The 12,130-nt window shown below is 69.0% G+C and carries 12 protein-coding genes; 7 read left to right on the forward strand and 5 right to left on the reverse strand.

Annotation, left to right across the window (positions count from 1 at the left end; genetic code table 11):
• Positions 1–106: 106 nt before the first annotated feature.
• The 6 genes from hpaH to hpaD all read left to right on the forward strand — a co-directional run bounded on the left by hpaH (position 107) and on the right by hpaD (position 6,680).
• A complete protein-coding gene (gene hpaH, locus BM287_RS14060; protein WP_090041647.1) occupies positions 107–892 on the forward strand; it encodes a 2-oxo-hept-4-ene-1,7-dioate hydratase in 786 nt (261 codons plus the stop codon).
• Positions 877–1,698 carry an aldolase/citrate lyase family protein gene (locus BM287_RS14065; protein ID WP_090041648.1) on the forward strand — a complete coding sequence of 274 codons (822 nt, stop codon included), beginning with the start codon at positions 877–879 and terminating at the stop codon, positions 1,696–1,698. The genes hpaH and BM287_RS14065 overlap by 16 nt, the downstream gene beginning before the upstream one ends.
• Positions 1,699–1,804: 106 nt before the next feature.
• Entirely contained in the window at positions 1,805–3,265 is a 1,461-nt protein-coding gene (locus BM287_RS14070) for a fumarylacetoacetate hydrolase family protein (RefSeq protein ID WP_090041651.1), read from the forward strand.
• Positions 3,247–3,933, forward strand: coding sequence for a GntR family transcriptional regulator (locus BM287_RS14075; RefSeq protein WP_090041652.1), 687 nt, complete (start codon positions 3,247–3,249; stop codon positions 3,931–3,933). Before BM287_RS14070 ends, BM287_RS14075 begins: the two co-directional genes overlap by 19 nt.
• 26 nt (positions 3,934–3,959) lie before the next feature.
• The gene (hpaE, locus tag BM287_RS14080; RefSeq protein WP_090041653.1) at positions 3,960–5,507 is read left to right on the forward strand and encodes a 5-carboxymethyl-2-hydroxymuconate semialdehyde dehydrogenase; all 1,548 of its coding nucleotides are present in this window, start codon (positions 3,960–3,962) and stop codon (positions 5,505–5,507) included.
• Positions 5,508–5,540: 33 nt separating this feature from the next.
• Positions 5,541–6,680, forward strand: coding sequence for a 3,4-dihydroxyphenylacetate 2,3-dioxygenase (gene hpaD, locus BM287_RS14085; protein WP_090041655.1), 1,140 nt, complete (start codon positions 5,541–5,543; stop codon positions 6,678–6,680).
• A gap of 241 nt (positions 6,681–6,921) precedes the next feature.
• On the opposite strand, the gene BM287_RS14090 is transcribed toward hpaD, so the two are convergent.
• Positions 6,922–7,374 (reverse strand): hypothetical protein, encoded by a 453-nt coding sequence (locus tag BM287_RS14090; protein ID WP_090041658.1) that lies wholly within the window; start codon positions 7,372–7,374, stop codon positions 6,922–6,924.
• Between the two features lie 78 nt (positions 7,375–7,452).
• Between BM287_RS14090 and BM287_RS14095 the strand changes: the two genes are divergently transcribed.
• A complete protein-coding gene (locus BM287_RS14095) occupies positions 7,453–8,061 on the forward strand; it encodes a DUF1349 domain-containing protein (protein WP_090041665.1) in 609 nt (202 codons plus the stop codon).
• 9 nt (positions 8,062–8,070) lie between these two features.
• On the opposite strand, the gene BM287_RS14100 is transcribed toward BM287_RS14095, so the two are convergent.
• From BM287_RS14100 to BM287_RS14115, 4 genes are all read right to left on the reverse strand, one after another.
• Positions 8,071–8,529 carry a GNAT family N-acetyltransferase gene (locus tag BM287_RS14100; protein ID WP_090041668.1) on the reverse strand — a complete coding sequence of 153 codons (459 nt, stop codon included), beginning with the start codon at positions 8,527–8,529 and terminating at the stop codon, positions 8,071–8,073.
• 33 nt (positions 8,530–8,562) lie between these two features.
• Entirely contained in the window at positions 8,563–9,054 is a 492-nt protein-coding gene (locus BM287_RS14105; RefSeq protein WP_090041671.1) for a GNAT family N-acetyltransferase, read from the reverse strand.
• Between the two features lie 204 nt (positions 9,055–9,258).
• A complete protein-coding gene (locus BM287_RS14110; protein ID WP_170857562.1) occupies positions 9,259–11,568 on the reverse strand; it encodes a cell wall-binding repeat-containing protein in 2,310 nt (769 codons plus the stop codon).
• 267 nt (positions 11,569–11,835) lie between these two features.
• On the reverse strand, positions 11,836–12,130 hold a 295-nt coding region (locus tag BM287_RS14115; protein ID WP_139230697.1), incomplete at its 5' end, for an integrase core domain-containing protein.

Raw genomic sequence — 12,130 nt, forward strand, 5'->3', positions numbered from 1 at the left:
GTGGTTGTAGCTACGTAGCTACATTAGCATGCGTGGCGCGGGAGTACGGGAAGATATACGATCCACTCGGGACCTGTCCCGCCTCCGACGCCGAAGGGAGCCCTCCGTGCTCGACCGTCCGACCATCCAGGCCATCGCAGCTGAGCTCTCGGCAGCAGCCCGCGACCGTGCGACGGTCCCCTTGCTCAGCACCCGGCACCTGGAGATGACCGTCGAGGACTCGTACGCGGTGCAGAAGGTGTGGGTCGAGCAGGGCATCGCGACGGGTCGCCGCCTCGTCGGACGCAAGATCGGCCTGACGTCGAAGGTGATGCAGCAGGCGACCGGGATCACCGAGCCGGACTACGGCGCCATCTTCGCCGACATGGTCTACGAGACGGGATCCGTCATCCCGTTCGACCAGTATTCGAACGTGCGTATCGAGGTGGAACTCGCGTTCGTCCTGGCGGAGCCGCTCACCGGTCCCGACGTCTCTCTGTTCGACGTGCTGAGCGCGACGCAGTACGTCGTCCCGGCGCTCGAGATCCTCTCCTCGCGCATCGAGCTGCCCGGACGCACCATCGTCGACACCATCGCGGACAACGCCGCGATGGGCGGCATGGTCGTCGGCGGCCGGCCCGTGGCGGTGGATGCGGTCGACCTGCGCTGGGTCGGCGCCCTGCTGTACCGCAACGAGACGATCGAGGAGTCCGGCGTCGCCGCTGCGGTGCTCGACCATCCCGCCACCGGCGTCGCCTGGCTCGCGAACAAGCTCGCCCAGCACGGCACACGCCTGGAAGCCGGCGACATCGTCCTGGCCGGCTCCTTCACCCGCCCGTTGTGGGTGGAGCGCGGCGACACCATCCACGCCGACTACGGAACCCTGGGAGCGATCACATGCCGATTCAGCTAGAGCCGACCCCGACCTTCGCCGCCCGGCTCCAGAGTGCCGACCGCACCCTGTACGGGATGTGGTCGTGCGCCGGAAGTCCGCTGGTGGCGGAGATCTGCGCCGGAAGCGGACTGGACATCGTCCTCGTGGACGGCGAGCACTCCCCCATCGGCCTGGAGTCGATCCTCGCCCAGCTGCAGGCGATCGCCCCGTACCTTGCGGTCCCGATCGTGCGCGCTCCGATCGGTGAGCCGGTCGTGCTCAAGCAGCTGCTCGACCTGGGCGCTCAGAACGTCGTGGTGCCGATGGTCGACAGCGTCGCTCACGCGGAGGCGATGGTGCGCGCGGTCCGCTATCCGCCGCACGGCGTCCGCGGCGTGGGGAGCGCCCTGGCCCGTTCGTCCCGGTGGAGCCGCATCCCGGACTACCTCGCCCGCGCCCACGACCTCGTCTCGCTGACGGTACAGATCGAAACCGCCGACGGGCTCGCAGCCGCCGCAGACATCGCGGCCGTGGATGGCGTGGATGCGGTGCTCGTCGGACCGGCGGACCTCGCCGCCTCGCTGGGCATGCTCGGGCAGCAGAACCACCCGGACGTGGTCGCTGCGGTCGAGAGCGTGATCGAGGCCGGTCGCTCCGCGGGAACGCCGGTCGGGGTGAACGCGTTCGACCCGGCCACCGCGGATCGCTATGCAGCGGCGGGTGCGGCGTTCGTCCTCGTCGGCGCGGATGTCACCCTTCTGGCACGCGCGTCGGAGGCCCTGGCCGAGCGCTTCCTGGGCGACGCTTCCGGGTCCTCCGGCTCTGTCCCCGCGGCGGCCTACTGAGGTTGCCGCAATCAGCAGAATCGTATACGATTTCACATACGCCTACCCGAGCGGTGCGCGACGATGAGGAGCCAGATGCTGTGCAGACCGATGATGCGGAGACGCCATGAGCGTCCCTAGCCTGTTCTCCGGTAGCGCGCGGCCCGGAAAGATCATCGCCGTGCACCTGAACTACGGCTCGCGCGCAGCGCAACGCGGCCGGACACCGGCGCAGCCGTCGTACTTCTTCAAGCCGTCCTCCTCCATCGCCGAGAGCGGCGATGAGCTCGAGCGCCCCGCCGGCACCGAACTGCTCGCCTTCGAGGGCGAGATCGCGCTCGTCATCGGCCGCCCGACGCGCCGGGTGTCGCCGGAGGACGGCTGGGCCGCAGTCTCCGGCGTGACGGCCGCGAACGATTTCGGGCTCTACGACCTGCGCTCAGCCGACAAGGGATCGAATGTCCGTTCCAAGGGCGGCGACGGCTTCACCCCGCTCGGGCCGGCCATCCTCCCGGCGGGCGGCCTCGACCCGGACGCCCTCCGCGTGCGGACCTGGCTCAACGGCGAGCTCGTGCAGGAGGGCACCACGGACGATCTGCTCTTCCCGTTCGGCCGCCTGATCGCAGACCTGTCGCAGCTGATGACCTTGGAGCCCGGCGATGTCATCCTCACCGGGACCCCGGCAGGCTCCTCGGTCACGCAACCGGGAGACACCGTCGAGGTCGAGGTGGATGCGCCGACAGCGCCGGGCGCACCGAGCACCGGCCGGCTGCTGACCCGCATCGCCGAGGGCAGCATCCCGTTCGGCGACTTCGGGTCGAAGCCCAGCGTGGACGAGACCCAGCGGGCGGAGGCGTGGGCGGCGCAGCCTGCGGCCGAGGTGACGCCGGCAGGACTCACGGATGAGTTGCGGGAAGCGCTCGCCTCCCTGTCGACGGCGACACTCAGTTCGCAGCTGCGCAAACGCGGCCTGAACAACGTCTCCATCGACGGCCTCACCTCCACCCGTCCGGCCGCCAAGGTCGTCGGCACCGCGCGCACGCTGCGCTTCGTCCCGAACCGCGAGGACCTGTTCGCATCCCACGGCGGAGGGTACAACGCGCAGAAGCGCGCCTTCGACGCCGTCGGACCCGGCGAGGTGCTCGTCATCGAGGCCCGCGGTGAGCGTGGCAGCGGCACCGTCGGCGACGTTCTCGCCCTGCGCGCGCAGGTCAACGGCGCGGCGGGGATCGTGACCGACGGCGGCGTGCGCGACCTCGCGGTCGTTGCGGCCCTCGACATCCCGACCTACTCGGCCGGTCCGCACCCCGCTGTGCTCGGCCGCAAGCACGTCCCGTGGGACACCGACGTCACCATCGCCTGCGGCGGCGCCACCGTGCAGCCCGGCGATGTGATCGTGGGCGATGCGGACGGCCTGCTCGTCATCCCGCCGTCGCTCGTGGCCGAGGTGGTCGCCGACGCGATCGAGCAGGAGCGCGAAGAAGAGTTCATCGCTGAGCAGATCGCCGCCGGCAACCGGGTCGAGGGCCTGTTCCCCTTGGATGCGGAGTGGAGAGAAAGGTACCGCGCATGGCGGACGCAGCAGTGAAGGCGGCGACAACACCGAGCAAGTCGCAGCTGGCCTACGAGTTCATCCGCGCCCGCATCGACGACGGCCGGTACGTGTCCGGTTTCCGCCTCGTGCTCGGGCAGATCGCCGGCGAGCTCGACATCAGCGTGGTCCCGGTGCGCGAGGCGATCCGGCGACTCGAGGCGGAAGGGCTGGTCACGTTCGAGAAGAACGTCGGCGCCCAGGTCGCCCTGCTGCAGGAGGCCGAGTACACGTACACGATGGAGACGCTCGCTCTCGTGGAGGGTGCAGCGACGCGACTGTCGGCGCCCCTGATCACCGTCGACCACCTCCGGCGGGCGCGCGAGATCAACCGCGAGATGATCGCGTGTCTCGACGACTTCATCCCGCACCGCTTCACGCAACTGAACCAGGAGTTCCACGCGGTGCTGTACGAGGAGTGCCCGAACCCGCACATCCTCGACCTCGTGCACCGCGGCTGGAATCGGTTGACCGTACTCCGCGACTCCACCTTCAGCTTCGTGCCCGGCCGTGCCCGGGAGTCCGTGGACGAGCACGAGCACATCCTCACGCTCATCGAGTCGGGCGCCGAGGCGCTCGAGATCGAGCTCGCGGCGCGTCGCCATCGCCTGGCGACGCTCGATTCGCTCCACGCGTACCAGAGCGAGCACAAGCAGCAGCACTGACCGCATCCACCGACAGGAGGCCGCGCATGGCGCAGCACCACATCCCGGAGAACCTTCCCGACCGCATCCAGCACTTCATCGACGGCGCGTTCGTCGACAGCGTCTCCGGCGCCACCTTCGACGTGCTCGACCCGGTGTCGAACGAGACCTACGTGCAGGCCGCCGCCGGCCAGAAGGAGGACATCGACCTCGCGGTCGCCGCCGCGAAGCGCGCCTTCCGCGACGGCCCGTGGCCGCGGATGAAGCCGCGGGAGCGTGCGCGGGTGTTGAACCGGATCGCGGATGCGGTGGAGGCTCAGGATGCCAGGCTGGCGGAGTTGGAGACCTTCGACACGGGTTTGCCGATCACGCAGGCGTTGGGGCAGGCGCAGCGGGCGGCGGAGAACTTCCGCTTCTTCGCCGACCTGATCGTCGCGCAGGCGGATGACGCGTATAAGGTGCCGGGCAGTCAGCTGAATTACGTCAATCGCAAGCCGATCGGCGTGGCCGGGCTCATCACGCCGTGGAACACGCCGTTCATGCTGGAGAGCTGGAAGCTGGCTCCGGCGTTGGCGACCGGGAACACGGTCGTGCTCAAGCCGGCCGAGTTCACGCCGCTCTCGGCGAGTTTGTGGGCCGAGATCTTCCGGGATGCGGGCGTGCCGGATGGGGTGTTCAACCTGGTCAACGGGCTGGGTGAGGAGGCCGGGGATGCGCTGGTGAAGCATCCCGACGTGCCGCTGATCTCGTTCACCGGCGAGAGCCGCACCGGGCAGCTCATCTTCGCCAACGCGGCGCCGTTCCTCAAGGGTCTCTCGATGGAGCTCGGCGGGAAGTCCCCGGCTGTGGTGTTCGCCGATGCCGATCTGGAGGCTGCGATCGACTCGACCCTGTTCGGCGTGTTCTCGCTGAACGGGGAGCGCTGCACGGCCGGCTCCCGCATCCTGGTGGAGCGTCCGATCTATGACGAGTTCGTCTCCCGCTACGCGGAGCGGGCGAAGAACATCGTCGTGGGCGACCCGCACGACCCGGCGACCGAGGTCGGCGCGCTGGTGCACCCGGAGCACTACGAGAAGGTCATGTCGTATGTCGAGCTCGGCAAGCAGGAGGGCCGGCTGGTCGCCGGCGGCGGCCGCCCGGAGGGCCTGGACCACGGCAACTATGTGGCGCCGACCGTCTTCGCCGACGTAGCACCCGAGGCCCGGATCTTCCAGGAGGAGATCTTCGGCCCGGTCGTGACGATCACCCCGTTCGACACGGACGAACAGGCATTGGAGCTTGCCAACGGGGTCCGCTACGGCCTCGCCGCCTACCTCTGGACACGCGACCTGCAGCGGGCGCACAGCTTCGCCCAGAACGTGGAGGCCGGGATGGTGTGGCTGAACTCCCACAACGTCCGCGACCTCCGCACCCCGTTCGGCGGGGTGAAGGCCTCCGGCCTCGGGCACGAGGGCGGCTACCGCTCGATCGACTTCTACACCGACCAGCAGGCCGTCCACATCACGCTCGGCCCCGTCCACACCGCCCGGTTCGGCGCCACCCGGCACGACCCGGCCGAGGCCGAAGACGCGGCCGAAGACGCCGGCGACGCCTGACCCACGATCCACCACAGCAAGGAAGCTCTGACGATGACCTCACCACTCACTCCCGATGCCCCGGAGCCCGTGACGACAGCCGCCGACCCGATCCCGGCGCCGACCGACCGCATCCGCACCCCGGAATCCGCCCCACCGGATGTGGTGCGCGCCGCCTACATGGAACTGGTGGTCACCGACCTCGCCGCGAGCCGCGAGTTCTACGTCGACGTGCTCGACCTCATCGTCACCGAGGAGGACGAGAACACCGTCTACCTGCGATCCTTCGAGGAGTTCATCCACCACAACCTCGTGCTGCGGAAGGGCCCGGTCGCCGCGGTCGCCGCCTTCGCCTACCGGGTACGGACCCCGGAAGACCTCGACCGGGCCGTCGCGTTCTACACCGAGCTCGGCTGCCGGGTCGAGCGCCGGCCCGACGGATTCACCAAAGGCGTCGGCGACAGTGTTCGCGTGGAGGACCCGCTCGGCTTCCCCTACGAGTTCTTCTACCAGGTCGAGCACGTCGAACGGATGGCTTGGCGCTACGACCTCTACACGCCCGGCGCACTGGTCCGGATCGACCACTTCAACCAGGTCACCCCCGACGTGCCGCGTGCGGTGAAGTACATGGAAGACCTCGGCTTCCGCGTCACCGAGGACATCCAGGACGAGGCCGGCACCACCTACGCCGCCTGGATGCGCCGCAAACCCACCGTCCACGACACCGCCATGACCGGCGGCGACGGCCCGCGCATGCACCACGTCGCCTTCGCCACCCATGAGAAGCACAACATCATCGCCATCTGCGACAAGCTCGGCGCCCTCCGCCGCAGCGACTGCATCGAACGCGGCCCCGGCCGCCACGGCGTCTCCAACGCCTTCTACCTCTACCTCCGCGACCCCGACGGCCACCGCATCGAGATCTACACCCAGGACTACTACACCGGCGACCCCGACAACCCCGTCGTCACCTGGGACGTCCACGACAACCAACGCCGCGACTGGTGGGGCAACCCCGTCGTCCCCTCCTGGTACACGGAGGCGTCTACCGTGCTCGACCTCGACGGCAACCCCCAACCCCTCACCACCCGCACCGACGACTCCGAAATGGAGGTCACCATCGGGGCGGACGGCTTCTCCTACACCCGCAAAGACGACCAGGCGCACGGATTCAAGCTGGGGGCGCAGGTGTAGGTCGTCGCGACTGCGGTCGTTCGTCGCGACTGCGGTCGTTCGACGCGACTGCGGTCGCTCGACGCGACTGCGGTCGTTCGACGCGACTGCGGCCGTTCGTCGCGACTGCGGCCGTTCGTCGCGACTGCGGCCGTTCGTCGCGACTGCGGCCGTTCGTCGCGACTGCGGTCCGGCGAGCCGCCGCAGATGTGACAGCGGACCGCAGACGCGCGCCCCGCTCCATGTCGGGGTGCGCGCGTCCTCACATCTGCGTGTGGTGCCCGAACGCGAACCCGAGAGCGACCCAGACGATGAGGGAGACCAGGGGCGCCGCACCGGCCAGGACGATCGCGACGACGCCGAATCGGCGGCCACGGTTCTGGGCCGCCGCCACGATGCCCTGCGTGAGCGCCCAGATCCCGGCGATCGAACCCAGAAGCATCTGCACGGCGAACCACGCCTGGTCTGGTCGCATGTTGAAACCGGCGCTCGTGCCCGTGCGGTACTCGTCGATGGTCGTCCCGAAGAGCCCGACCAGAACCGACGTAAGCACGGAGGCGCTGATCACGCAGATGGCCATCACCATCGCAACCCGCCCCAGCTTCGGCGATCTCGCGACGGGTGCCTGCGGTGGGGCCGGCCACGGTTGTGGTGGAGCCGGCAGCTGCGCTCCGGTCAGATCGCTCGGCTCGGCGCTCGTGGAGCTGTCGGTCATCGTTCCTCCGCATCCGGGATGTCAACGTCCCCACAGTATCGCTGCGGGCCGTCGGCGGCGTGCACTAGCGTTCTGGATATGGCGATCACCATCCCGAACCTGCCCGCCCTCTCGTGGACCAACGGACCCGGAACGGCGTCGTACGACGAACCGAGCGGTGAGCTCACCCTCACGGCCGCTGCCGGCGTCGACTGGTCCAACGACTCGCTCGGCGGCGGCGGTCAGCACGCGGCGACGGCACTCGGCTTCGCGGCTCCCGAGGGCGATTTCACCCTCTCAGCGCGTGCGCGTGTCACCGGAAACCGGACCACCTTCGACGCCGCGGTTCTGACGCTCTGGAGCGACGAGGACCACTGGGCGAAGCTCTGCTTCGAGTACTCGCCCCAGGGCGAGCCGATGGTCGTCAGCGTCGTGACCGACCGCTTCTCCGACGACTGCAACAGCACGGTCGTCACCGGAGACGACATCCACCTGCGGATCTCGCGCGTCGGAGAGGCCTGGGCCTTCCACTCCTCCGTGGACGGCGCGCGCTGGGACTTCGTCCGGCTCTTCCGCCTCGCACCGGGCGATGCGCCCTGGAGCGTCGGTCTCATGGCGCAGGCGCCGACGGGCGCGTCGTGCACGGCCATCCTCGACCGGATCACCCTGCGGTCAGGTCGTCTCGCCGACCTCCGAAACGGCGAGTAGGCCCAGCGGTCAGCGGGGGCGGGCCTCGCGGACCAGGTGGAGGTGCCGCACTCCCCCCTCGACCTTCTCGATGCCGTCCGCCCGGAACCCGGCCTTGCGGTAGAAGGCCTGGGCCCGCGGGTTCGGGTCGGCGACCCACAGCGACGCCCCGCCATCGGCATCGAGCACGGCATCCAGCAGCGCTGCCCCGAGACCCGTGCCGTGCTCCGAGCGCAGCAGGTAGAGGACGTGCAGCTGCGCCGGCCACGGCGACGGCTCGTCGGCCGTGGGCGGCCCGGACATCGCGATCCCGACGATCCGGCCGTCGCTGTCCGCGACGGCGACCCTGTTCTCGCTGAACCGGGGATCGGTCAGGGCGACCCTCCAGAACCTCTCGCGCGACGCCAACAGCTGCGGATCGTCGAGGATCTCGTCTCGCATCAGCCCGCGATAGGTCTCCTGCCAGGACTGGACGTGCACCAGCGCCATCCCCGCGGCATCCCCCGGCGAAGCCGGCCTACCTCACCGCCCGGCATCGCGCTGCGCCTCCGGATGCACCACGTACACATGCAAGAGACGTCCCTCGGATGCGAAGCCGTGCCTCTCGTAGGCGGGGACGGCGCGCGGACTCGAGTGCACGGTCACCCTCTCGAGGCCGAGCTCGCGCACCCGCTCGACAACGGCCTCCATGAGCCGCCCGCCGATCCCCTGGTTTCGACGGTCCGGTACGACGTACGCGCATTGAAGATCGCCGGATGCGCGGTCGAATGCGCGTGCGCTCGGCACCCGCGGAATGATCGCGAGCCACATCAACCCGACGACCCGCTCGCCCGAAACGGCCACGAGGCACTCGTGCGAGTCCTGGTGCGTCCGCGCCCACTCTGCGAATCGCGCCGAGAACAATTCACGCGCATCCACCGCCTCGCCGCCGAGCTCGGTCACCGAGTCCCAGCGCAGGCCCCCGACCGTCTCCCACTCCCCCGGCGAAGCCGGCCTGATCCGGATGTCTGTCATCCCGTCACCCTATGACGACTGCGCGTCCCCTCGCACGGCGGACCGTCGCTCGGCCCGGGTGCCGGCTGCGCGGTGCGGGCCGCGCGATGCGTCTGGACCAGTGCTCGATCATGATCGGCGCTCGTGGGCGTCAGCAGAAACGCGCCGATCCCCGTCCGTTCGGAACGAGGATCGACGCGTTTCAGACGAGCGCTACGAGAGCGGTCAGTGTCCCGCTTCGCCGTGGGTGAGCGGGTTGACCGGCAGCGACGGGTCCGGACGGTGGTCGGATACGACCGGGCCGCCTGCCGACGCCCCCGCCTTCTTCGCCACCAGCGGAGCGGCCGCTGGGAAAGCGGGCGCGATCACGGAGAATCCGCCACACGATGTCAGCGCCGCGACCTCGGGGGCGAGCACCGCCGTCCCACCGACCAGGGTGACGTTGGTCGCCCCGAGGAAGTAGGTGTCGTCCAGCGTCCGCTGCGGCACGCAGCCACCGAGGGTGATGAACAGCGGCGAGGCCGTCTTGCCCGACCAGGCGGAGGCGCCCAGGGCGTCCGGGAAGTTCAGGCCGTTGGCCAGGATGACCCGGCTGCTGTTCTGGAAGGCCGACTCGACGATCAGCTGCGACGACTCGAACCGGTCGCCGCCCGCCAGGTGGACGACGGTGCCGAAACGGCCGAAGTCCGCTACCAGGGAGGGAGTCATCACCGCGTTCCCGCCGATGACGACGATCTTGGTCGTGCCCAGCGACTGGAGCAGAGATGCCGTGGCGGCATCCACCGAGGTCGCGTTCCCGTTCACCAGCAGCAGCGGGGCGTTCAGGCTGCCCGCTGCGCCGCCCGCGCTGAGCGAGTCGGGGAAGTTCAGGCCGGTCGAGACATAGACCGTCGGAGCGGATTTGAACGTGTTCTGGATGACCGCCCGGGAGGTTGCGAAGCGGTCGCCGCCCGACACGCGCTTGACGTCCGGAGAGAGACCCTTGAGGGCCGTGACGACGTCTTCGCTGACCACTGCCGGTCCACCGACCACGATGATGTTGGCCGGGTGCAGCCGGGTGATCTCGGCCGACACGCTCGCCGGGAGGTAACCGGGCGCGGTCAGCAGCAACGGGCCGGAGTCCTTCGCCGCGGCAGGGCCGCCAGACAGGGCATCCGGGAACGAGATCCCGTTCGCGACATAGACGGTACCGACCTTGGTCGGGTCGGGATACGCCGCCTTCGACACCTCGACCGAGGTGGCGAACCGGTCGCCGCCGGCCGTGCGGTTCACGTTCACCACGCGAAGCGTGTAGGTCTGAGTCACGGAGTCGCCGTAACCCGGAATCGTGGCGGTCAGTCCGAAGGTGTACGAGCCGGCCGTTGTCGCCGTTCCCGAGATGGTGTCGCCGCTCAATGCCAGGCCCGGCGGCAGAGCACCGGCCGTGACGGCGAAGTCCAGCGATGAGACGGGAGCGGACGTCCAGCCGTTGATCTGCTGCTGGTACGGGGCACCCGCGGGCACGACACCGGAGACACTTCCCAGGAACGAGATCGGCTCCCAATCTCCGAGCACGGTCGTCCCGGCACCGTAGATGACTGCGTTGACGAACACGTCGACCACGATGTCGGGGGTGGTCACGGCACCGCCCTGGTCACTCCAGGTCGACGCGGCACCCGTCGTCGTGTCGATGCGGAAGATCTGCGTCCCATTCTTGCCGATCACTGTCTGCGTGGACGGGTCGATGCCCAGCGCTGTGATCCCCGGACCCGAGACATTGGGAACGGTGATGGACGAAGCGGTGCCCGCCGTCCCGTCGACAGCGGTCACGGTCGCGAGAGTCGCGGAACCCAGGTACGCCTTGTGGTGGGCGGAGTCCACCGTGATGGCCACCGGGTTCGCAGGAATCGCGACGGGGCCGGTCACCGAAGACGTGGCTTCGTTGACGAGCGAGACCGACGGTCCCGCGGCATTGACGACGTAGAGCACGCCGGAAGCCGTGTCGACACCGATCCGCCCCGCGGTCCCTCCGACCGTGATGGCCGTTCCCAGGGCGAGCGACGACTCGTCCACGGGAACGACGGTCCCGCTGGTACCCGTCGTCACGAAGACCTTGCCCGTGGCGTGATCGACGGCGAGGTCACGCAGGTCGCCCGGAATCACGACCGAGTCGGTCACGGTGTTCGTGCGCTCGTCGATGCGGGAGAGCTTGTTGTTTCCGGCATCCAGTGCCCACACCAGCGCGCGTGTCGCGTCGGCATCGAGCAGGGGACTCGCCGCTCCGGCGAGCGGAATGTTCGCCGTCACCTCGCCGGAGAACTCGTTGACGACGTCCACCCCGCCGCTGTGGGCCGCAAAGACCTGAGCGGTGTACGAGTCGACGGCCACATCCGTCACGGTCGCGTTGATGTCCGCCTGCAATACCGACTCGGGTCCGGCCGTGCCGGGGGTGGCAGAGGCCGGCACGCCGGCAGCGGCGACTCCAGCGGCCACGAGCGAGGCGGCGGCCACGGTCGCGAAGATGCGACCTCGCCTGCGCGTACGCGTCGTCTTCAACTGGTCAGGAACGGGGAATGCAGGGCGATCACGCAACGGGCGGCTCACTTTCGAGGAATGGCTCGCCTGAACACGAGCATCCTCCCCAGTCAAAACCATCCGCCCGGTTTAGCCCAACGATTGCACGTAATCCGCTCTACCCCAGTGCAGGGGGTACGGACGAGGAGGACGCCCGTTCACCCGGGCCGAAGCGGAGGGTTATAGGCCAAAAAGAGTGGATGGGATCTTGATCTGGCCGCGTGAAGCGCCCCAGGTTTCCTGCCGCTCCTATGCGGGTTGCGGCTCTCGGGTGAGGGTCGCGTAGTGGGCTTGCTCGTACTCGGCAGGTGGGACATAGCCGAGGGTCGAGTGAAGCCTACGAGTGTTGTACCAGTCGACCCAGCCGGCGGTCGCGAACTCGACGTCCGAGATCGTCTTGAGTGGCCTGTCGTGGAACACGGTCGTTCGGATGCACTCGGCCTTGTAGAGTCCGTTGATCGTCTCCATCAGCGCGTTATCGTATGCGTCGCCGACGGACCCGATCGAGGGCGCGATGCCATCGAGCGCGAGCTTGTCTGTGTAG

This window comes from Leifsonia sp. CL147 (genome assembly GCF_900114565.1).
In the GTDB taxonomy this organism is placed as follows: Bacteria; Actinomycetota; Actinomycetes; order Actinomycetales; family Microbacteriaceae; genus Leifsonia.